Source organism: Pseudooceanicola atlanticus (assembly GCF_000768315.1).
Taxonomy (GTDB): domain Bacteria; phylum Pseudomonadota; class Alphaproteobacteria; order Rhodobacterales; family Rhodobacteraceae; genus Pseudooceanicola; species Pseudooceanicola atlanticus.
This window is the reverse complement of record NZ_AQQX01000010.1, coordinates 78,983-101,187: the sequence shown is the minus strand read 5'-3', so window position 1 is coordinate 101,187 and position 22,205 is coordinate 78,983. Positions and strand designations below refer to the sequence as shown.

The following is a 22,205-nucleotide window of genomic DNA, read 5'->3' as shown; positions in this document are numbered from 1 at the left end:
ACGAAGGGCCGGCCCGGATGGACCGGCCCTTCGTTTTTGCCGAAACGGTTGAAGAGCGGGTTACCTGAACCCGCGGAAGATCAGGACGACCCCGTGGCCCTCGTCCTCGCTGCGGTCCACGGGATGGGTTTCCACGGTCAGGTCCAGGCCTGCATGTTGGCCGCTGGCGGAATCGCTTGTCCCCGTCATGAGCGTGGCATCCGACATCTTCTTCAGGTCGACGAAATCGAACCGTGGGCCGACCACGTCCAGCGTCCGGTCCACGTCGTGCCCTTCCATCTGGAATTCGCGCCCCACCAGCTTGCTGAACCGGCGGATGCGACCGCTGGAATCGAGGATCAGCACACCCACTTTCAGCAGGCCCAGCACCAGTTCCATGTTGCTGTTGAGGTCCGACAATTCCTCGATCTTCAGCTCATGTTCGGCGGTGACGGTGACCAGTTCCTCGTTCACTGCGTGCAGTTCCTCGTTCGAGCTCTGCAATTCCTCGTTCGAGGCCTGAAGCTCTTCGTTGGAGGCCTGCAATTCCTCGTTCGACGCCTGCAGCTCCTCGCCGCTGGCCTCCAGCCGTTCGGTCACCTGCTGCAAGGTCTCCTCGGTCAGGCGCAGATCACGCTCGAGCTCGGTGATGCGGCGCGACAGCAGCGCCCCGTCGTCGCCCGAAGCCAGCAGCGCGGCCTCCTTCGCGTCCGGTTCGGGCAGGGGGTTTTCGTCCTCCAGCTTGATCGACACCAGCAGGAACCGGGCGCTTGACGTCTGCTCCAGCGGTTCGATGGTCAGGGCGCAGAATTGCGATTGTTGATTGTCGAACTCGACCTTCACCCGGCGGCTGTACTTGTCCATCTTGTTGCGGCGCAGTTTCTCCATGCCGACATTGATGGCGAAGTGCAGCGACGGGTGGACGATATCCTCGATCGTCCATTCAGCGAGGTTGTTCATCGTGTCGATGAAGGCCGAGGCGGCGCCGAACCAGCTCAGCACGCGCCCATCGGCCGAGATCAGGATCGACGACGGCGCATAGCGTTTCAGCAGCGCGTCATAGCTCTTGATCAGCGTGTCGCGGTTGCGCAGCTCCAGGCTGTCCACCGTCGGCATGTGCAGCGGGCGTCGGGCCTCGGGTACGTTCCGATAGGGTTCCGACATGCGGGGCGTGTGGCGCTGACGGTCGGTCAGCAGTGCCCGGTCCAGCCCGTGATGCGCCGACGCCTTGCGATACAGCCGCCAGCGCTGGTTCACCGGTTCGAAATCGTCGCTGTGCGGCCCCAGCGTCTCTGACGGGCCAAGCAGCAGGTAGCCGTCCTTGCGCAGCCCGAACATGAACATCGAGATCATACGCGCCCGCGGTTCGGAATTCAGGTAGATCAGCAGGTTGCGGCAGGAAATCAGGTCCAGGTGCATGAAGGGCGGATCGCTCAGCGCATCATGGACGGAAAAGATCAGCTTCTGGCGCAGGCTCGGGTCCACGATGTACTGGCCCATATGCGAGACGAAATAGCGGTCGCGCAGGGCGGGGTCCATCTTGGCCAGTGCGTCCTCGTCGTAGATCCCGGCCGAGGCGATGTCGATCGACCGCCGGTGCACATCCGTGGCGATCACCCGGAACTTGCGGTCCACCCCGGCCTGGCGCATCGACTCGCTCAGCTCGATCGCGATGGTGTAGGCCTCTTCGCCGCTCGCGCAGGCGGGCACCCAGACGCGGATCGGGTCGTCATCCTGCTTGCCGTGCACCAGCCGGTCCAGCGCATTGGTCCTCAGCGCGGCGATGGCCTCGGGGTTGCGGTAGAACTCCGTCACGCCGATCAGCAGGTCCTGATAAAGCTCGTCCAGGGCGGTGCTGTTGGCGATCAGCAGCTGGCGGTATTCCTCGATATTGGTGAAGCCCAGCAATTGCTGCCGCCTCTCGATCCGCCGCAGGACCAGGTCGGGCTTGTAGGCGCTGAAGTCGATATCGGTCTGACGCTTCAGGATGTCCTGGATCTCCAGGGAGATCTGCGACGTCAGCTCGGCATTCTTGCGATCCGTATCCTTGCCGTTGCGCAGGATGTCGGCGATCGCATCGGGCATTTCGTTGGCCGTCAGGATCCGGTCAACAGCGCCGGATTTCAGCACCGATTGCGGCATGGAATCGAACCCGGCCTCGTGCGGCGTCTGCACCAGGATTGCGGCGCCGGCGCTGTGCATCGAAACGGCCCCGCGTGTCCCGTCCGATCCCGAGCCGGACAAGACCACACCGAAGGTACGGTTCGGCACCCGGTCGCGCAGCGAATTGAAGAAATAGTCGATGGGCAGATGCGGCAGCCCATCGGCCTCGTCATAGGCGCGGATCGTGAAGCGGTCGTCCTGAAGCTTCACGAATTCGCTGGGCTTGTTCAGGTAGACCGTGTTCGGCTCCAGCTTGAGGCCTTCCTCGACATGGCGGATCTTGAGGTATGATTGACGCTCCAGCAGGTTCTTCATCATGGACCGGTAATCCGGTGACAGATGCTGGATCACGACAAAGCACCATCCTTCATCCGTCGGGGCCGCGTTGAAGAAGGCTTCCAGCGCTTCCAGCCCCCCGGCACTCGCCCCAAGGGCGATCAAGGGCATTACCGAACCGTCGCCGGTTCGATCTATATCGCCAATTTCCGCCAATGCCCCTACTCCGTTACTTGAGCTCCCCGGTCTATTAGAACATATTGATGCGAAATTGGAAGAAGGTGCGCGCCATTGGCCCGAATTCTCATCGCCGATGATGATCCTGATTATCTTGATGCGTTCATCGGCGGGATGACAGCGCTCGGCCACGAGGTCGAAGGTGTATTAACCGGTGTCGAAGCTGTTGACAGGGTTGGAGAAACTTCTTTCGATGTTGTCTTTCTGGATGTCGTGATGAAGGGGGGCGGCGCGATTTCCTTGTTGCACGAGATTCGCAAGACTCACCCCGACCTCCCAATTATTGTAATTTCTGGAAGGACCGAATTGATTGATAGCCCCGTGTTTCGCGAAGGTATGGGGTTTTCGCAAGCCCGCATTCGCAAAACGGCATCTCTGTCACAAATGAATAGCCTGGTGCAATCCATTCTGGGCTGAATTCCGAATTGCGCGTTAAAAAGCACTCGCGTGCCGGGGGAACTCGCCCTTAGGGTACCGCCATGATCGTTCAGAACGATATCATGACCCCGCCGCCCTGGTGGCTTCGGCCCGCAGTCTGGGCCCGCATCCTGCTGGGCGTGACGCTGGCCCTGATTGCCGAAAACCTGCTGCTGGGCTGGGTGTTGGGGGTCGACCTATTCATCCGCGTCCTGCCGGGGCTACCCGCCATGGTGCCCGGCACCGCGTTCGGGGCCGGGGGGCTGGCGGTCGGGCAGGTCCTGCTGAACGAAGGTCGGCGCAAGGTCGGGCTCGCCGTTTTGGGGGTGACCTCGGCCTTCGCGGTGCTGGTCTTCGTCACCGGTATACAGACCTATCCGGACGGCGACCGCATGTCGGTGGCGACGATCACGGGGCTTCTGCTCGTCGCCCTGGCGCAGTTCGCCGCAGAGGTTCCGAAGCTCGCCCGCTGGGGTGCACATGCGCTGATCGCGGGGCTGGGGGCCTACCTCGCCCTGCTGGGGGTCAGCGGCTACGCGACCGGTGCGGCCGCGCTGGAGGACGTGGCGTTCTTCAATGGCCATTCCATCCTCACCGCTCTGGTGCTGACCTGTCTCAACCTGTCCGTCGTGCTGGTTCGACCGGATGGCACCTGGATCGCGACGCTCTTTTCGCGCCATCCCGGCGGGCGCATGGCGCGCCGCACGCTGCCCTGGGCGCTGCTGCTGCCTGCGGCCTTCTGCGCCATCGCCTATGTCTCGACCCAGACGGGCCAGATCACCGACAGCCTCCGGTTCTCGGCACTCGCGGTCGCCCTGATGACCGTCACCGGCGTCGCCGTTCTCTATTCCGCCCGCTACCAGAACGAGATCGCCCGCCGCGACCGCAACGAACTGGACCGCACGCGCGACATCCTTTCGGGGCTCGACGTGTCGATCTTTGTCCTCGACATGGGCGGGCACCCGGTGATGGCCAATGAAAAGGCGCAGGCGCTGGCAGGCCGCGACGTGCGCGCCGAGGACTGGATCGCCTCCGCGCCCTTTCATGCGCTGGCCGACCGCCGCCCGCTGACCCAGGCCGAACGGCCCCTCCCGCGCCTCCTGGCCGGAGAGGAGGACATCTTTGCCGGCTGGGTCGATGATGTCGGGGCCGAGCATATCCTGCGCTTCACGCTGGTGCAGGCCGAACGCCGCAACGGATCGCCGGGGCGCCTGATCCTCGCGATCTACGACGTGACCGAACCCTGGCAATTGCGCGAAAACCTGGCGCGTGGCGAACGGTTCGACGCGATCGGCCAGATGGCCGGTGGGGTCGCGCACGAGATGGCGAACATCTTTGGCGTGATCCGCCTGGCGCTGGATGCGGCCCAACTGCGCGGCACGATCTCGGATCCCAAGGCCTTCGAGGCGGTGGCCAAGGCCACGGGCCGGGGCGGCGCGCTGGCCGATCGCATGCTGGCGCTGACACGGGATTCCGTCTGGATGGGCGGTGTCATCGACGCCCGTGAAACCGTCAGCGGCGCGGTGGAGCTGGCCCGCAGCGCGCTGTCGCCGGACATCCCGCTCGACTGGCAGCCGCCGGATGGAGAGATCCCCGTGGCCTGCGATCCGGTCGATCTGGAAATGGCCGTGGTGAACCTCGTCCTGAACGCGCGCAACGCGATTGAGGGGACGTTCACGCCCTCGGGCCGGATCACCGTGGCCCTCAGGGACGACCGCACCACCTTCCGCCTCTGCGTGACGGATGACGGCCCCGGCATGTCCGACGCGACCCTGCGCCGCGCGGTTGAGCCGTTCTTCACCACTCGCCGGCAGGCCGGCGGAACCGGGCTGGGCCTTTCGATCATCGAAAGCTTTGCCCGCCGTATCGGGGGCCGGTTCGAGCTCGACTCCACGCCGGGGCAGGGCACGACGGCGACCCTCGTCCTGCCCGTCGCGACCGAAGGCGACGTGACCCCGGTGGCCGATCCCGACAGCGCCGCCTCGCTCGACGGGTTGTCGATCCTGATGGTCGAGGATGACGAGCAGTTCCGCGATATGCTGGCCGACACGCTGATCGTCCTGGGGGCGCAGGTCGCCCGCGCGGCCGATATCGGCGAGGCGATGGAACACCTCGCCTCCCCCCAGCCCTTTGACATCATGCTGACCGACATCAACCTGCCGGGCGGCTCCAACGGGCGCGACCTGGCGGTGCAGGCGGTGGCGTTGCGCCCCGATCTGCGGGTGGTCTACCTGTCGGGCTATATCGACGCCAATGTCGCATGGGATGCGCCGGTGCCGGGCCTTCTACTGCGCAAACCCGTGCAGATCGCCCCGCTGACCCATACCCTGCTGCTGGCCATGCAGACCCAGCCCAGATCAAACGGCACGGGTGAAGCTCAGGCCGGTTCCGGCAATTCGTAGCGGTCCCTGAATCGGCTCAGCTGATCGCCCGTCAACGGGTTGGCCAGCACGTAGCCCTGGCCGCTCTGGCAGCCCATCTCGCGCAGCATGTCGACCTGGCGACGCGTTTCGATCCCCTCGGCCACGATCTGGTAGCCCAGCTTTTTCGACATCGACACCATCGCTTCCAGCACGACCCGGTCGCGCGGCCCGGCCATCAGCCCGTCGACAAAGAACTTGTCCAGCTTCAGGCTGTCCACCGGCCAGCTGGCGAGGTGGCGCAACCCGCCATAGCCGGTGCCGAAATCGTCCAGCGCGATCCGCGCGCCGCGCGTGCGCAACTCCTTCAGCGAACGGAAGACTTGGCCCGTGGTTTCGCCCAGCATCGTCTGTTCGGTGACCTCGATCGTCAGCTGGTTCCAATCCAGCCCGTAATCCGTCGCGGCCGACTGCACCTCGAAGGCGAATTCTGGGTTCATCAGGTCGAAATAGGTCACGTTCAGGGACAGCCGGTGTCGTCCGCCCCGCGGCTTCACATCCCGCACGAAGTCGGCGAAGGCGCGGCGCATGATGACCCGTGTCATCGTCTCGGCCAGTGAATGATCCCGGAAGATGGCCGAGAAATCCGCAGGCGTCAGCAGGATGCCGTTTTCGTCCCGCCACCGCGCCAGCACCTCGAAGCCCTGGCAGGTTCCGTCCTTCAGCGACACGATCGGCTGGAACACCGGCAGGATCCGGTCCTGCTTTACCGCATCGAGGAATTTCTTGCCCAGCTCAACGTTGTTGTAGCGCCCGTGCCGCGCGGGCTGGAACACGGTGCTGACCGACCGGCCCTGGTCCTTCGCCGCATACAGCGCCGCATCTGCCAGTTCATACAGCGTCGTGTAATCCGTGCCGTGATCGGGAAACTGGCTGGCCCCCATGCTGACCTTGCCCAGATCCGGCTTGCCCAGCAGCGCGGTCGCCCGCTGCACGTTGCTGCGGCAGCGCGACAGCAGCCCGTCCAGGTAGGACCGCCCGGCGGGCGGCAGTTCCGCCACGATGCCAAACTCGTCCCCGCCCAGACGGCCCACCACGCTGCCCTCCGCAAACGACGATTTCAGCGCCTTGGCCACGGTCTTGAGGTAGATATCCCCGAACTGGTGCCCATAGAGGTCATTGACCGCCTTGAAGTGGTCGATATCGACGATCACGAAGGTCGCGTTGGCGGGCCCCTGTTCCAGCATCGTCCGGGCCTTTTCCTCGAACGAGGCCAGGTTCTCCAGCTGGGTCAGCGGGTCGATCTCGGCAATCCGTTGCAGCCGCGCGGCCCGGTTGCTCAGCGTCAGCAGGTCGAATTCCAGCCCCGCCATGTTCTCGAAGGTGACCAGCATTGTCTCGGCACAGCGCGACAGCCACATGCAGGCGTCGAAATTGCGCTCGGGGCGCCAGTCCTCCGCCCGGTAGGCAAAGCCGATCGTGCCCGAGGCATAGGCGTCCTGCGCCGATAGCGGGAAGCAAAGGAAGACATAGTCCTGCCCCTCGATCTCGCGCCGGGCCATGTAATGCGCCACCTTGTTGGGCGGGCGCAGCGTTTCTTCCGCGTCGGGTTCGGTGTCCAGCTTGCGGCAGAAATCCCGCAACGCCGCGCCCAGCTGCCCGGACGAGGTCAGCATCAGCTCCGGCTCCATCGAAACGGGAATCTCGGCATCCATCACCAGCGCGCACGCCGTGGCCGAGGTCGTGATCTGCGCGGTTTCCCGGATCACGTTCAACAACAATTCGAGTTCCGACTCCGCCATGCTCGGGGTCATGGGAACGCCTTTCGCGATCGGCACTGTCATGGGGCCTCTTCCCTGGACCCCTCCACCTTGGCCAGCAGACTGGAATGTGGTGTCGAGGATGTAAACACGCAGCTTGGTGCGTTCAGCCTTTGGTCAGAAAGGTTAAGAAGGCGTTAACCATAACGTCCAAGAAGGGCTTATCCACGGGAAATGCCCTGTTTTCGGGCCTCAGCGCGGCTCTGCCATCAGCCAGACCCCGCCCTCGGGGCGCAGCGTGATGATCATCACCGGCTTCGGCTCCCGGCCTGCCACTTCCGAGAACCGGAACCGCGCCAGCAGGGTCGCAAGGATGATGACGGCCTCCTGCACGGCGAACCCCGCGCCGATGCAGATGCGGGGTCCGTCACCGAAGGGCAGGTAGGCATAGCGGTCCACCGGCACGCCATCGGCGAACCGGCCGGGGTCGAACCGGTCGGGATCGGCCCACAGAAGCTGGTTCCGGTGCAGCGCATAGATCGGGATCATCACCGAATCGCCCGGCTTGATCTCGCGCCCGCACAGCTCGTCCGCCTCAAGCGCCGTACGCGAGATCAGCCCCGCCGGGGGATACAGCCGCAAGGCCTCGTCCACGATCGCACGGATCAGCGGCAGGTTGGCCACGTCATCCGCCGTGGCGGGACGGTCGCCCAGCACCTCGCGCGCCTGGGCCGCCGCGGCCTCCTGCACGTCGGGGTCATAGGCGCAGAGATACAGCGCCCAGGCCAGGGTCAGCGCGGTCGTCTCGTGGCCGGCCACGATGAAGGTCAGCAGGTTGTCGCGCAGTTCCGCGCTGCGCATGCTGCGCTGAGTTTCCGGGTCCTCGCCCGCCAGCAGCAGGTCCAGCAGGTCGGGCACGTCGCGGGGGCCGACCGCCTGCCGCTTGGCAATGGCGTCGTCGGCAAAGCTCTTCATCCTCTTGACCGCGTTGCCGGTCAGCACCCGGCCCGGGCGCGGCACCCAGCCGGGCATGCCCAGCATGTCGAACAGCGACACCCGGCCCGCGGCGTCGATGTAATTGTCGATGGCCTTGTGCATCGCGCCTTGGTCGAACTGGCTGTCCCCCGACAGCGTCACGTCCGAGATCACCTCGAAGGTCGCGCGCACCATTTCCTCGTGGACATTGACCGCGCGTTTGCCCCCGCCAGCGCCGATCCTGTCTGCGGCGGCCTCGGCGGATCGGGTCATGATCGGGGCCAGGTTCTTGATATTTCGGTGGGAAAAGGCGGGCGCGGCGGCGCGGCGCTGCCAGCGCCAATGGGCGCCCTCGGCCACGAACATGCTTTCGCCGATGGCCGGGCGCAGCAGGTTCTTGGTCACCACGGATTTCGGGTAGGCGTCGACCTTTTCCAGCAGCATGCGCCGGATCGAGGGCGGGTCCATCACCATGTGCCAGCGCAGCCCGGTCTTGCCCGACACCATCGGTTGCGTCACCGAGATCTGCGGCAGGATGCCCAGAAGATTGCTCCGCGCCGCCTGGAGTGAGCCGAAAAAGCCCAGCGGTTCCGTCACCAGCGGCGCCTTAACCGGCTCGCGCGTGATCGCCTGCATGTCGCCCATCCTGAACCTCCCCATCGGTCGGGGGCCCGTGCGACCGAACGCGTCTGCGTGCCGCAATCTATCGGGCCCTGTATCCAAGATAGGGGGCCTGCCATGCCAGACAATCCTGTGCCCATCAGCATTTGCAACCGCGCCCGCCATCGGCTATCCGGGTCAGGCTCTGCGCCAAGCGCCCGGTCCGGGCCTATCTGGGGGATCTCGATGTTGCGTAAACTCTTCGCCGTGGCCATGCTGGGTCTTCTTGCCGCCTGCGCCGATATTTCCGACCTGAACGAGGCACCCGCCGATCTGGGCCAGTTCAAGCTGGGCCACAATGTCGTTGTCGCCACCAAGATGCGCCAGGCGTTGCTGTCCCGCGAGGCCAGCGAGGAGGAATGGGTCGCCGCCCTGACCTCTGCCATCGACGAACGCTTCGGGCGCTATGACGGCGAACGGCTCTATCATCTCGGTATCTCGGTCGAGGGCTTCTCGATCGCACCCGCAGGCGTGCCTCTGGTCGCCTCGCCGAAATCCGTGCTGATCATCCGCGTGACGCTCTGGGACGACGAGCAGGGTGCCAAGCTCAACGAGGAAGCAAAGCAATTCACCGTGTTCGAAACCTTCTCGGGCGAGACTTTGGTGGGGTCGGGTCTGACCCAGACCAAGGAACAGCAGATGCAGAACCTGTCGCGCAGCGCCGCGAAGATGATCCAGACCTGGATGCTGCAGAACCCTGAATGGTTCCCGGGTCTTGGCGCCACCGCCGAGACCACGGATGACGCACCGGCGGAGAATGCCGCCACCGCGGGCTGAGATACCGTTCACCGCTTGATTTTCTGCTTCGAAGGCCATAAACGGCCCGCGGAGTAAAACCGGGCCGCGGGCGGCCCCCCAAACCACGAGGCGCCTGAGACGAATGGCAAAGGAAAAGTTTGAGCGCGGCAAACCGCATTGCAACATCGGCACGATCGGTCACGTTGACCACGGCAAGACGACGCTGACGGCGGCGATCACGAAGTACTTCGGTGACTTCCGCGCCTACGACCAGATCGACGGCGCGCCGGAAGAAAAGGCCCGCGGCATCACGATCTCGACCGCCCACGTGGAATACGAGACCGACGCGCGTCACTACGCCCACGTCGACTGCCCCGGCCACGCCGACTACGTGAAGAACATGATCACCGGTGCCGCCCAGATGGACGGCGCGATCCTGGTCGTGAACGCTGCTGACGGCCCGATGCCGCAGACCCGCGAGCACATCCTGCTGGGCCGTCAGGTGGGTATCCCTGCCATGGTCGTGTTCCTGAACAAGGTCGACCAGGTGGACGACGAGGAACTGCTTGAGCTGGTGGAAATGGAAGTCCGCGAGCTGCTGTCCGAATACGACTTCCCGGGCGACGATATCCCGATCATCGCGGGCTCCGCGCTGGCGGCGATGGAAGGCAACAACCCGGAAATCGGCGAGAACAAGATCCGCGAACTGATGGCGGCCGTGGATGAGTACATCCCGCAGCCGGCCCGCGCCGTGGACCAGCCGTTCCTGATGCCGATCGAAGACGTGTTCTCGATCTCGGGCCGCGGCACCGTTGTGACCGGCCGTGTCGAGCGTGGCGTCGTGAACGTCGGCGACGAACTGGAAATCGTCGGCATCAAGGACACCCAGAAGACGACCTGCACCGGTGTGGAAATGTTCCGCAAGCTGCTGGATCGCGGTGAAGCCGGCGACAACATCGGCGCCCTGCTGCGCGGTATCGACCGTGAAGCTGTCGAGCGTGGCCAGGTTCTCTGCAAGCCGGGTTCCGTGAAGCCGCACACCAAATTCGAAGCCGAAGCCTACATCCTGACGAAGGATGAAGGTGGCCGTCACACTCCGTTCTTCGCGAACTACCGTCCGCAGTTCTACTTCCGGACGACCGACGTGACCGGCACCGTCGAGCTGCCCGAGGGCACCGAGATGGTGATGCCGGGCGACAACCTGAAGTTCACCGTTGAACTGATCGCCCCGATCGCGATGGAAGAGCAGCTGCGCTTCGCCATCCGTGAAGGCGGCCGGACCGTGGGCTCGGGCGTTGTCTCGAAGGTTATCGAGTAATCGGCACCCCGCCGGGGCGCATCAAGCGCCCCTCTGAATACCGGAGCCCCGCCTGCGAAGGCGGGGCTCTTTTCGTGTCCATGGTCGCATGGTCGGGCGACGTCCCGGTTGCTGGCCCGCCGCGCGGCACGGCAAAGGCCTCTTTCCCTTTTCCGCCAAAGCCCTAACCTCTGACGGACAGCAACAGAGCCGACCCAGATGACCGACCCCGTTCTTTTCTCCTACGCCCTGTCCGGCCCGCAGGCGGGCCAGCGCCTTGAAGGGGCGGATATCGCCAGCAACCTGCGCGATCCGGTCCTGGCCTGGGTTCACCTCTCTGCCGACGACCCCGAAACGCCCGGCTGGATCGCCGAGCAGATGCCCTATCTCGACGACACCGTGCCCGAGGCGCTGACCCAGCCGGCAACGCGCCCCCGCGCCTCGCGTATCGGCGACGGCGTTCTGGCGGTCCTGCGCGGGCTGAACCTCAACGAGGGCAAGGATCCCGAAGACATGGTCGCCATCCGCGTCTGGGCCGAGGCAGAGCGGATCGTCACCCTGTCGCGTCAGCGCGTCCGCGCGCTGGAGGATATCGGCCAGTCCATCGTCGACGGGGAGGGGCCGGAGACCACGGGCGATTTCCTGGCCTTGCTGGCCGAACGGCTGAATGCCCGGCTCGAGCCGCTGATCACCGATCTCGACCTCGAAACCGATGCGCTGGAAAGCCACGTGATCGGCCAGCCTGACCAGGAGCTGCGCCATCGCATCGTGGCCATGCGCCTGCAGGTGATCGAACTGCGCCGCCACACCGCCCCGCAGCGCGAGGCGCTGCAACGGCTGGAAGGCACCGATATCGGCTTCTTCGACGAGAATGACCGCCGCCACATGCGCGAGGCCCGGGAGAAGCTGACCCGCCTGGTCGAAAACCTCGACGAGATGCGCGACAGCCTCGCCGTTCTGCGCGAGGAATTGTCGGGCCAGCTGTCCGACCGGCTGAACCGGCACATGTACATCCTGTCGATCCTGTCGGCGATCTTTTTGCCGCTGGGCTTCCTAACCGGCCTGCTGGGAATCAACGTGGGCGGGATGCCGGGCGCCGATAATCCGATGGCCTTCTGGTATGTCTGCGGCGGCCTTCTGGTCGTCGTGCTGCTACAGCTTCTGATCCTGCGCCGTGCCCGTTGGCTCTGACGCCGGCGCAGCCGGTTAGGCGGCATGCGGTCAGGGCGCGCGATGTCTACGTCCAAGGCCCCGATGCAGTCCTTGGTGGGCGCGTTTCCGATCCGAGGCGGACTTGGCCCGCCGGATCACCGGGAGCAAAAACCGGGTTGGGGCAGGGTGGTCACGACCGGGGCGCAAAGGATTTCGACTTCCCGTGCAAAACCCGCTTGATCTTGCTTCCGCGCTGCCCTATCCCACGACACGGCCTAGGGGTATAGCTCAGTTGGTAGAGCATCGGTCTCCAAAACCGAGGGTCGCGGGTTCGAGTCCTGCTGCCCCTGCCAGTCGCCCGTACGGGTGTTTTCCAGACCAATCCGCACGATCCGATCCGCGCATGGCCGCGGAGCCGTCTCGGTGTCGAACAGGCTGCGCCTGTCCGACCGGTGGGGGGCTCTGCCCCCCTCTTGAGCCTGCGGCTCAATTCACCCCCCGGAGTATTTCCGGCAAGATGAAGCGGTGCGGCGGGCATGGTTGGCTGCAGGTGTGCGGCCCTGGCCGGGTATCCTTGCTTGAAATCGGGGCGGGGCGCGGTTATGTGACCGGGTGACTTGCCGGGCGCCCCTGCGCACCGACGTGATACCGACATGGTACCGACGTGGTACCGACGTGCTACCGAGACGGATTTTACGACATGGCCAACCCGATCCAGTTCATCAACCAGACCCGCGCCGAGATCGACAAGATCACCTGGCCGACCCGCCGCGAGGTGCTGCTGACCACGGTCATGGTCTTCATCATGGCGGCGCTGACGGCGGTGTTCTTCGCGCTGGTGGACCTGCTGATCCGCACCGGCCTGCAGGGTGTGCTCAGCCTCTTCGGCTGATCGTGCCGATGGTCTGACGGCGGGCGATTGCGGCCAAAATCGCAGGGCCGCCCTTGCCTTGAGCCCCGCAAATGGGTAGGTCACGCCCTACTTCCCCCGACATGGCGCGCCGCGATTCGAGTTGCGCGCCGATTTGCTTTGGGGGAACGCGGGGCAAGTCCCTGTGAAAACGGAATTTTCCGGCACCTATGCCGGGCGGAAAAGGATCAAGGCGAGATGGCGAAACGGTGGTACTCGGTCTCTGTTCTCTCGAATTTCGAGAAGAAGATTGCTGAGCAGATCCGGACCTCGGTGATCGAGAACGGGCTCGAGGACGAGATCGAAGAAGTCCTGGTTCCGACCGAAGAGGTCATCGAGATCCGCCGCGGCAAGAAGGTCACGACCGAACGGCGCTTCATGCCCGGCTACGTGCTGGTGCGCATGGAGATGTCGGACAAGGGCTATCACCTGATCAACTCGATCAACCGTGTCACCGGGTTCCTGGGGCCGCAGGGCCGTCCGATGCCGATGCGCGATGCCGAGGTCTCCGCGATCCTGGGCCGCGTCGCCGAGGGCGAGGAAGCGCCGCGCACCCTGATTCATTTCGAGGTCGGCGAGAAGGTGAAAGTCAACGATGGCCCCTTCGAGGATTTCACCGGCATGATCGAAGAGGTCGACGACGACAACCAGCGCCTCAAGGTGTCCGTGTCGATCTTCGGTCGCGAAACCCCGGTCGAGCTGGAATACACCCAGGTCACCAAGCAGGCCTGAGTACGGTGTTCGGCGGCCGCGTCTTCCTTCCGGTCGCCGGTTTCATCCTTTCGGTGACGGGCGTACTGGCCGAGGACATCCGCGAGACGAACTTTCAGCATATTGATCATCGGGTTGCCCTGACTGTGCCGGGCGGTGTGGACACAGGGGACGCGCAAGAGGTCCAATCCGAGGACGGCAGGCTCGTCTTGTCCTCCGGTCGCCAGATCAGCCGCGACGCGCCTCCCTCCCTCGTAACCGGTCCTGAAAAGGGCGCCTCGGTGGTGGTGACCTCCGAAATTCCACTTTGCGTGATCGGCATGTCGGTCAGTATCTCCGCGCCGGGAAGCAATCAGATCAATGTCAGGTTCTCGTTCTACGAGGAGGATGGGACATTGATCGGTGTGCAGAACCGCTGGCCTGCCCATGGGACGACATTTCAAGCATACGAGATGGTTGCAGGGCGTGATTCTCCGGGCTTTTCCGCAGTCGAAATCGCGTCACCATCCCGCGCGATGCAGCTTATCGCATTCGTCACCGCGATGCCCTGTGCGGCTCCGATGTCCTGATCTGGCCGTGCGTGACCCGCACGCCCCTTGTCAAACCGCAGGTCAGGCTGTAAAGGCCGCAACCTGATGCTCCGGTCCAGCGACTCGGGGCGTCTTCCCCCCGTGGAAGGCGAGGGTCACGCGTGATCCGGACCGTACCACGTCACACATATCCCCGAAGACGCGTCCGAGGGGTGTCGAGAAAGGAAAGCCAATGGCCAAGAAGCTCGTTGGCAGCATGAAGCTGCAAGTGCCTGCCGGGCAGGCAAACCCGTCCCCGCCGGTTGGCCCCGCACTGGGTCAGCGCGGGATCAACATCATGGAATTCTGCAAGGCGTTCAACGCCAAGACGCAGGACATGGAGCCCGGTGCGCCGTGCCCGACCGTGATCACCTACTACCAGGACAAATCCTTCACGATGGATATCAAGACGCCGCCCGCGTCTTATTACCTGAAGAAGGCCGCCAAGGTGAAATCCGGCGCCAAGACGCCGAGCCGTGAAACCGTGGGCACCGTGACCGCTGCCCAGGTCCGCGAGATCGCCGAAGCGAAGATGAAGGACCTGTCGGCAAACGATATCGACCAGGCCATGAAGATCATCCTTGGCTCTGCCAAGTCCATGGGCATCGAGGTGAAGTAATATGGCTAAGCTTGGAAAACGTACCCGCGCCGCCCGCGAAGCCTTTGCCGGCAAGGAAGACCTGTCGGTCGAGGAAGCCGTTGCGCTGATCAAGGCGAACGCCAAGACGAAATTCGACGAAACCGTCGAGATCGCGATGAACCTGGGCGTCGACCCGCGCCACGCCGACCAGATGGTCCGCGGCGTTGTCGGCCTGCCGAACGGCACCGGCAAGGACGTGCGCGTTGCCGTCTTCGCCCGTGGCCCGAAAGCGGATGAAGCCAAGGCCGCTGGCGCCGACATCGTCGGGGCCGAGGACCTGATGGAAACCATCCAGGGCGGCACGATCGAATTCGATCGCTGCATCGCAACCCCGGACATGATGCCGATCGTCGGTCGTCTGGGTAAGGTGCTGGGCCCCCGGAACCTGATGCCGAACCCCAAGGTTGGCACCGTGACCATGGATGTCGCCGAGGCCGTTCAGGCCGCCAAGGGCGGTGAAGTGCAGTTCAAGGCCGAGAAGGCCGGCGTCGTTCATGCCGGTGTCGGCAAGGTCTCCTTCGACGAGGCCAAGCTGGTCGAGAACATCCGCGCCTTCGTGGATGCCGTCTCCAAGGCGAAGCCGGCTGGCGCCAAGGGCACCTACATGAAGAAGGTCTCGCTGAGCTCCTCCATGGGCCCGGGCGTGTCGGTCAGCGTCGAGAACGCGACCGGCAACTGAGCCGTCTGAACACAGATTGAAACGGGGCGGTCCATCGGGCCGCCCCTTTTCGTTTTGGGGTGTCGTGGGTCAGGAGCGGCCGATATCGCGGCAGGTATGTTCCAGTTCGGCGCTCTTGTGGCGGGCGGCGGACAGCGCTTCGTCCAGGGGCAGGCCTTCGACCGCGGCCTTGGCTAGGTTTTCCAGGCTGTAGGTGGCAACGCGCCGCGTGCCCTTCAGCAGATCGCGACTGAGCGCGATCACCGCCAGATAATCCAGGTGATTGCCCAGCATGCCCGACCCGTCCGCGCTGCCGCCGGCTGCATTGGTCCGGCAGGCATCGACATCGGTCGACAGGAAGGACCGGCAGACCGTCGGGCGCGCGTCGTAGGCGCGGCAATTCTGCGTCGCCGGGTCCAGGGCAGGGCAGGCGCGGGGATGCCAGTCGCGCCCATCGGCGGCCCCTGCGACGGGGCCAAGCGCCGCATGCAGGCGCTGCGCCTCGGCCTCGGTGATCAGGCCGCCATCGCCGTCCAGCAGGATGCAGCAATAGGCACAGCCCGCCCCGCAGGCGGCCGAGGCCAGGATCGCGGGTTGCTGGGCGCGCAGCTCCTGTCCCGTCATCTCGGCCAGTTTGCGCGCGGCCTCACCGCTGGCCAGTTCCGACAGGACCGCATCTGCGGGCACGTCCCGCGATTCGAGCGCGCCGAGGTAAGCGTCCAGAACACGGCGTCCCCGCGCCTCCAGGTCCTTGGGCAGGCCCTTTGCGCGGCTGCGCGCCAGCTTGCGACGCAGTGTGGCGATGTCGGGGGTGCGGCCTGCACCGGCCCGCGTCTTGCCGCGCCTGTCGTTGCGGGCCTTGTTGTCACTCATGGCGTTCTCCTGCCCGGAAAATCTTTGATATGGCGGTGAAAGGAATTGCGCAGTATAGTTTCGCTCAACCCCCTGTCCAGTGACCCAGGCGCCGCGCCGGGTCCCGGACCAGGATGCGGAACCAGGGCCTGACCTGGGCGCTTCGCCGCCACCGTGCGCTTTTGCCGTACGAGGGGGTTTACAAGTGTTTCATTAGGACGTAGCTAGCGCTTCTGTCTGGTGAGGTGCAGTGCGCCTTTCAAGACGATTCGTCCGAGACGGTGGGTGGCCCTGATACGAGGTCCATAATTCCTGCCTGAGACGGGAAAGACCCAAGTTTCTTCGGATGCTCCGCAAGAGCGCCCGGGGCGAGATTGGACGGACCCGTAAGGACCCGCATGGCCGGGACTTCTGACCCGGCTGAACTGAGCCGGAGGGTCTGACCCTCCACGAACTGGAGTGAAACTGTGGATAGAGCCCAGAAAGAGAAAGTGGTCGAGGAACTCGGCCAAATCTTCGAAAGCTCTGGCGTTGTGGTGGTTGCCCACTACACCGGCCTCACGGTTGCCGAGATGCAGTCGCTGCGCGCAAAGGCTCGTGAAGCCGATGCCAGCGTTCGCGTCGCAAAGAACAGGCTCGCCAAGATCGCCCTGGATGGAAAGCCTTGCGAAAGCATTGCCGACCTTCTGTCGGGTATGACTGTTCTGACCTTCTCCGAGGACCCTGTCGCAGCAGCGAAAGTGGCCGAGGACTTCGCCAAGGAAAACTCGAAATTCGAGATCCTGGGCGGTGCAATGGGTGAGAACGCACTGGACCGTGCAGGTGTCACGGATGTGTCGAAAATGCCGTCCCGCGAGGAGCTTATCGCTACCATCGCAGGCATGCTCGGCGCGCCCGCGTCCAACATTGCCGGTGCCATTGGCGCCCCTGCTTCGAACATCGCCTCCATCCTGTCCACGATCGAGGACAAGGCGGCGTAAGCAACCTCTGAGACGGCGTAGGGTTGAACACCCCATCGTTGGAACACATCTTAAAGATACGGAAACAGTAAAATGGCTGATCTGAAGAAACTTGCTGAAGAGATCGTTGGTCTGACCCTTCTCGAAGCACAAGAACTGAAAACCATCCTGAAAGACGAATACGGCATCGAGCCCGCAGCTGGCGGCGCTGTCATGATGGCCGGCCCCGCAGGCGGCGACGCCGGCGGCGCAGCTGAAGAAGAGAAGACGGAATTCGACGTCATCCTCAAAGCTGCTGGTGACAAGAAAATCAACGTCATCAAAGAAGTTCGCGGCATCACCGGCCTGGGCCTGAAAGAAGCCAAAGAGCTGGTCGAAGCTGGCGGCAAGCCGGTCAAGGAAGGCGTCTCCAAGGACGAAGCCGAAGAGATCAAGAAGAAGCTCGAAGAAGCAGGCGCTGAAGTCGAGCTCAAGTAATTGGGTGCGGAGGGCATGGGACACCCTGCCTGACGCGTCAATTTCAAGGCTGGACCCGGTAAATTCCGGGTCCAGCCGAACCTGTCTCAGAGAAGGGTTTCGCGAAACCCCTCTCTAAGGCGAGGTTCGCTGGATCGGGAGGTCACCATTCGGGAAGGTGGCCAGGCATGGATCCGAACCCCCTGTTTCTAAGGGCGCAGTGCCGGGGCCCGACGGCATTCGCACCCTGATGTGAAACGAAAGGTGACTTACGTCATGGCTCAGACCTTCCTCGGTCAGAAACGTCTTCGGAAATATTACGGTAAAATCCGTGAAGTTCTTGAAATGCCGAACCTCATTGAGGTTCAGAAAGCCTCCTACGATCTCTTCCTGAAATCCGGCGACCAGCTCGATCCCATGGACGGCGAAGGCATCATGGGTGTCTTCCAGTCGGTCTTCCCGATCAAGGATTTCAACGAAACCTCGATCCTCGAATTCGTGAAGTACGAACTCGAAAAGCCGAAATATGATGTCGAGGAATGCCAGCAGCGCGACATGACCTATTCGGCACCACTGAAGGTCACCCTGCGCCTGATCGTGTTCGATATCGACGAAGATACCGGCGCCAAGTCGGTCAAGGACATCAAGGAACAGGACGTCTTCATGGGCGACATGCCCCTGATGACCCCGAACGGGACGTTCATCGTGAACGGCACCGAACGCGTGATCGTGTCCCAGATGCACCGTTCGCCGGGCGTGTTCTTCGACCACGACAAGGGCAAGACCCATTCCTCGGGCAAGCTGCTGTTCGCCTGCCGCATCATCCCGTATCGCGGCTCCTGGCTGGACTTCGAGTTCGACGCCAAGGACATCGTGTTCGCCCGCATCGACCGTCGCCGCAAACTGCCGGTGACGACGCTGCTCTATGCGCTTGGCCTCGACCAGGAAAGCATCATGGATGCTTACTACAACACGGTCGACTACACCCTGCGCAAGGGTCAGGGCTGGGTCACGAAGTTCTTCCCGGAACGCGTGCGCGGCACCCGTCCGACCTATGACCTGGTCGATGCCGACACCGGAGAGATCGTTGCCGAATCCGGCAAGAAGATCACCCCGCGCGCGGTGAAGAAGTTGATCGACGAGGGCTCGGTCCAGAACCTGCTGGTGCCGTTCGACCGCATCGTCGGCAAGTTCGTCGCCAAGGACATCATCAACGAGGAAACCGGCGCCATCTATGTCGAGGCAGGGGACGAGCTGACCCTGGAATACGACAAGAACGGCGAGATCACCGGCGGCACCCTGCAGGACCTGCTGGATGCCGGCATCACCGATATCCCGGTTCTCGACATCGACAACATCTCGGTCGGTCCATACATGCGCAACACCATGGCGCAGGACAAGAACATGAACCGCGATACCGCGCTCATGGACATCTACCGGGTCATGCGCCCGGGCGAGCCGCCGACCGTCGAAGCGGCCTCGGCCCTGTTCGACAGCCTGTTCTTCGACAGCGAACGCTACGACCTCTCGGCCGTGGGTCGCGTCAAGATGAACATGCGCCTCGCTCTGGATGCCGAAGACACCCAGCGGACCCTGCGCAAGGAAGACATCGTCGCATGTATCAAGGCGCTGGTCGACCTGCGTGACGGCCGCGGCGACATCGACGACATCGACCACCTGGGCAACCGTCGCGTCCGCTCTGTCGGCGAATTGATGGAAAACCAGTACCGTGTCGGCCTGCTCCGCATGGAGCGCGCGATCAAGGAACGCATGTCCTCGGTCGAGATCGACACCGTGATGCCGCAGGACCTGATCAACGCGAAGCCCGCCGCGGCGGCGGTGCGTGAATTCTTCGGCTCCTCGCAGCTGTCGCAGTTCATGGACCAGACCAACCCGCTGTCCGAAGTGACGCACAAGCGTCGCCTTTCGGCCCTCGGGCCGGGCGGTCTGACCCGCGAACGTGCCGGCTTCGAGGTGCGCGACGTTCACCCGACCCATTACGGCCGGATGTGCCCGATCGAAACGCCGGAAGGCCCGAACATCGGTCTTATCAACTCGTTGGCCACCTATGCCCGCGTGAACAAGTACGGCTTCATCGAAACCCCGTATCGCCGGGTCGAAAACGGCCAGGTCACGGACGAAGTCAAATACATGTCCGCGACCGAGGAAATGCGCCACACCGTGGCCCAGGCGAACGCCAACCTCGACGAGACCGGCAAGTTCGTGAACGAGCTGGTGAACACCCGTCAGTCCGGTGAATACACGCTCGCGCCGAACGAGTCCGTGGACCTGATCGACGTGTCGCCGAAACAGTTGGTGTCGGTTGCGGCCTCGCTGATCCCGTTCCTGGAAAACGACGACGCCAACCGCGCTCTCATGGGTTCGAACATGCAGCGTCAGGCGGTTCCGCTTCTGCGGGCCGAGGCGCCGCTGGTCGGCACCGGGATCGAGGAAATCGTTGCGCGCGACTCCGGCGCGGCCATCATGGCCAAGCGGGCGGGGATCATCGACCAGGTCGATGCCCAGCGTATCGTTGTTCGTGCGACCCACGACCTCGAACTGGGTGATGCCGGCGTCGACATCTACCGGATGCGCAAGTTCCAGCGGTCGAACCAGAACACCTGTATCAACCAGCGTCCGCTGGTGAAGGTGGGTGACACCGTGCAGAAGGGCGAAGTGATCGCCGACGGCCCGTCCACCGATATCGGTGAACTGGCGCTCGGCAAGAACGTGGTCGTCGCCTTCATGCCGTGGAACGGCTACAACTACGAGGACTCGATCCTGATCTCCGAGCGGATTGCCCGTGACGACGTCTTTACCTCGATCCACATCGAGGAATTCGAAGTTGCCGCGCGTGACACGAAGCTCGGGCCGGAAGAGATCACCCGCGACATCCCGAACGTCGGCGAGGAAGCCCTGCGCAACCTCGACGAGGCCGGCATCGTCTATATCGGTGCGGACGTGGAGCCGGGCGACATCCTGGTGGGCAAGATCACTCCGAAGGGCGAAAGCCCGATGACGCCGGAGGAGAAACTGCTCCGCGCCATCTTCGGTGAAAAGGCCTCGGACGTGCGCGACACCTCGCTGCGCGTGAAGCCGGGCGATTACGGTACCGTCGTCGAAGTGCGCGTCTTCAACCGCCATGGCGTGGAAAAGGACGAACGTGCGCTGCAGATCGAGCGTGAGGAAATCCAGCGTCTCGGCCGTGACCGGGACGACGAGCTGGCGATCCTCGATCGCAACATCTACGCGCGTCTGCACGACCTGGTGATCGGCAAGACCGCCGTGAAGGGCCCGAAAGGCGTCAAGGCGAACTCGGAAATCACCGAAGAGCTGCTGTCGTCACTGCCCCGCTCGCATTGGTGGCAGCTGGCCCTGGCCGAAGACCAGGACGCCCAGATCGTCGAAGCCCTGAACGAGCAGTACGAGGTGCAGAAACGCGCCCTGGACGCCCGTTTCGAGGATAAGGTCGAGAAGGTGCGCCGTGGTGACGACCTGCCGCCGGGTGTCATGAAGATGGTCAAGGTCTTCATCGCCGTGAAGCGCAAGCTGCAGCCGGGCGACAAGATGGCCGGCCGTCACGGGAACAAGGGTGTGATTTCGCGCGTGGTGCCGATGGAGGACATGCCGTTCCTCCAGGACGGGACCCCGGTCGACTTCTGTCTCAACCCGCTGGGCGTGCCGTCGCGGATGAACGTCGGTCAGATCCTCGAAACCCACATGGGCTGGGCCGCACGTGGCTTGGGCATCAAGGTGGACGAGGCGCTGGACGAATACCGCCGCACCGGCGACATGACCCCGGTCCGCGACGCCCTGAAGATCGTCTACGGTGACGACGTCTACGAAGAGGGGTTCGCCCCGATGGACGAAGAGCACCTGCTGGAAGCAGCCGGCAACGTCACCCGTGGCGTGCCGATCGCGACCCCGGTCTTCGACGGCGCCAAGGAACCCGACGTGAACGACGCGCTCAAGCGTGCCGGCTTCAACGAAAGTGGTCAGTCGATCCTCTACGATGGCCGGACGGGCGAACAGTTCGCACGGCCTGTCACCGTGGGCGTGAAGTACCTGCTCAAGCTGCACCACCTGGTGGACGACAAGATCCACGCACGTTCCACCGGCCCGTACAGCCTCGTCACCCAGCAGCCGCTGGGCGGTAAGGCACAGTTCGGCGGTCAGCGCTTCGGTGAGATGGAGGTCTGGGCCCTCGAAGCCTACGGCGCCGCCTACACCCTGCAGGAAATGCTGACGGTGAAGTCGGACGACGTGGCCGGCCGGACCAAGGTCTATGAATCGATCGTCAAGGGCGAGGACAACTTCGAAGCCGGCGTTCCGGAGAGCTTTAACGTGCTCGTCAAGGAAGTCCGCGGCCTCGGCCTGAACATGGAACTCCTGGACGCGGAGGGAGAGGAATAAGGCGCATGCCTTTGGGCGGCCAT

The 22,205-nt window shown here is 63.9% G+C and carries 17 protein-coding genes and 1 tRNA gene; 14 read left to right on the top strand and 4 right to left on the bottom strand.

The annotated features are described in order from the left end of the window. Nucleotides 1-60 precede the first annotated feature (60 nt). Nucleotides 61-2,589, bottom strand: coding sequence for a chemotaxis protein CheB (locus ATO9_RS17825; protein ID WP_043752620.1), 2,529 nt, complete (start codon nt 2,587-2,589; stop codon nt 61-63). Nucleotides 2,590-2,709: 120 nt separating this feature from the next. Here ATO9_RS17825 and ATO9_RS17820 point away from each other — a divergent pair, with 120 nt between their 5' ends. After that, the gene (locus ATO9_RS17820) at nt 2,710-3,072 is read left to right on the top strand and encodes a response regulator (RefSeq protein WP_043752537.1); all 363 of its coding nucleotides are present in this window, start codon (nt 2,710-2,712) and stop codon (nt 3,070-3,072) included. A 62-nt stretch (nt 3,073-3,134) separates the two neighbouring features. Further along, a complete protein-coding gene (locus ATO9_RS17815) occupies nt 3,135-5,474 on the top strand; it encodes an ATP-binding protein (protein WP_043752534.1) in 2,340 nt (779 codons plus the stop codon). Here ATO9_RS17815 and ATO9_RS17810 read toward each other — a convergent pair. Continuing rightward, nucleotides 5,450-7,276 carry a putative bifunctional diguanylate cyclase/phosphodiesterase gene (locus ATO9_RS17810; RefSeq protein ID WP_052418441.1) on the bottom strand — a complete coding sequence of 609 codons (1,827 nt, stop codon included), beginning with the start codon at nt 7,274-7,276 and terminating at the stop codon, nt 5,450-5,452. The genes ATO9_RS17815 and ATO9_RS17810 overlap by 25 nt on opposite strands. Before the next feature lie 168 nt (nt 7,277-7,444). Beyond that, nucleotides 7,445-8,812 (bottom strand): cytochrome P450, encoded by a 1,368-nt coding sequence (locus ATO9_RS17805; RefSeq protein ID WP_238318799.1) that lies wholly within the window; start codon nt 8,810-8,812, stop codon nt 7,445-7,447. 201 nt (nt 8,813-9,013) lie between these two features. Here ATO9_RS17805 and ATO9_RS17800 point away from each other — a divergent pair, with 201 nt between their 5' ends. The 9 genes from ATO9_RS17800 (at nt 9,014) to rplA (ending at nt 15,523) form a co-directional block, all read left to right on the top strand. After that, nucleotides 9,014-9,604 carry a hypothetical protein gene (locus ATO9_RS17800; protein ID WP_043752528.1) on the top strand — a complete coding sequence of 197 codons (591 nt, stop codon included), beginning with the start codon at nt 9,014-9,016 and terminating at the stop codon, nt 9,602-9,604. Between the two features lie 103 nt (nt 9,605-9,707). Beyond that, nucleotides 9,708-10,883 (top strand): elongation factor Tu, encoded by a 1,176-nt coding sequence (gene tuf / locus ATO9_RS17795; RefSeq protein WP_043752481.1) that lies wholly within the window; start codon nt 9,708-9,710, stop codon nt 10,881-10,883. A gap of 198 nt (nt 10,884-11,081) precedes the next feature. Further along, nucleotides 11,082-12,053 (top strand): zinc transporter ZntB, encoded by a 972-nt coding sequence (locus tag ATO9_RS17790; protein ID WP_043752524.1) that lies wholly within the window; start codon nt 11,082-11,084, stop codon nt 12,051-12,053. Between the two features lie 238 nt (nt 12,054-12,291). After that, nucleotides 12,292-12,367 (top strand) — tRNA-Trp (locus ATO9_RS17785). A gap of 347 nt (nt 12,368-12,714) precedes the next feature. After that, complete coding sequence (secE, locus tag ATO9_RS17780; protein WP_043752521.1) at nt 12,715-12,906, top strand: preprotein translocase subunit SecE; 192 nt, start codon at nt 12,715-12,717, stop codon at nt 12,904-12,906. A gap of 216 nt (nt 12,907-13,122) precedes the next feature. Next, nucleotides 13,123-13,656: a transcription termination/antitermination protein NusG gene (gene nusG, locus ATO9_RS17775; protein ID WP_043752519.1), complete on the top strand. Its 534-nt coding sequence runs from the start codon at nt 13,123-13,125 to the stop codon at nt 13,654-13,656. A gap of 5 nt (nt 13,657-13,661) precedes the next feature. Continuing rightward, on the top strand, nt 13,662-14,204 hold the full coding sequence (locus ATO9_RS17770; protein ID WP_043752516.1) for a hypothetical protein: 543 nt from the start codon (nt 13,662-13,664) through the stop codon (nt 14,202-14,204). 193 nt (nt 14,205-14,397) lie between these two features. Beyond that, the gene (rplK, locus tag ATO9_RS17765) at nt 14,398-14,823 is read left to right on the top strand and encodes a 50S ribosomal protein L11 (protein WP_043752513.1); all 426 of its coding nucleotides are present in this window, start codon (nt 14,398-14,400) and stop codon (nt 14,821-14,823) included. 1 nt (nt 14,824) lies between these two features. Then, nucleotides 14,825-15,523, top strand: a complete 699-nt coding sequence (gene rplA / locus ATO9_RS17760) for a 50S ribosomal protein L1 (RefSeq protein ID WP_043752510.1) — start codon at nt 14,825-14,827, stop codon at nt 15,521-15,523. Nucleotides 15,524-15,592: 69 nt separating this feature from the next. Here the strand turns inward: rplA and ATO9_RS17755 are convergent, their stop codons facing one another. Beyond that, the gene (locus ATO9_RS17755; RefSeq protein WP_043752507.1) at nt 15,593-16,375 is read right to left on the bottom strand and encodes a YkgJ family cysteine cluster protein; all 783 of its coding nucleotides are present in this window, start codon (nt 16,373-16,375) and stop codon (nt 15,593-15,595) included. Between the two features lie 446 nt (nt 16,376-16,821). Here ATO9_RS17755 and rplJ point away from each other — a divergent pair, with 446 nt between their 5' ends. From rplJ to rpoB, 3 genes are all read left to right on the top strand, one after another. Beyond that, a complete protein-coding gene (gene rplJ / locus ATO9_RS17750; RefSeq protein WP_043752504.1) occupies nt 16,822-17,334 on the top strand; it encodes a 50S ribosomal protein L10 in 513 nt (170 codons plus the stop codon). Nucleotides 17,335-17,406: 72 nt separating this feature from the next. Further along, nucleotides 17,407-17,790 (top strand): 50S ribosomal protein L7/L12, encoded by a 384-nt coding sequence (rplL, locus tag ATO9_RS17745; protein ID WP_043752502.1) that lies wholly within the window; start codon nt 17,407-17,409, stop codon nt 17,788-17,790. A 255-nt stretch (nt 17,791-18,045) separates the two neighbouring features. Further along, complete coding sequence (gene rpoB / locus ATO9_RS17740; protein WP_043752499.1) at nt 18,046-22,182, top strand: DNA-directed RNA polymerase subunit beta; 4,137 nt, start codon at nt 18,046-18,048, stop codon at nt 22,180-22,182. Nucleotides 22,183-22,205 lie beyond the last annotated feature (23 nt).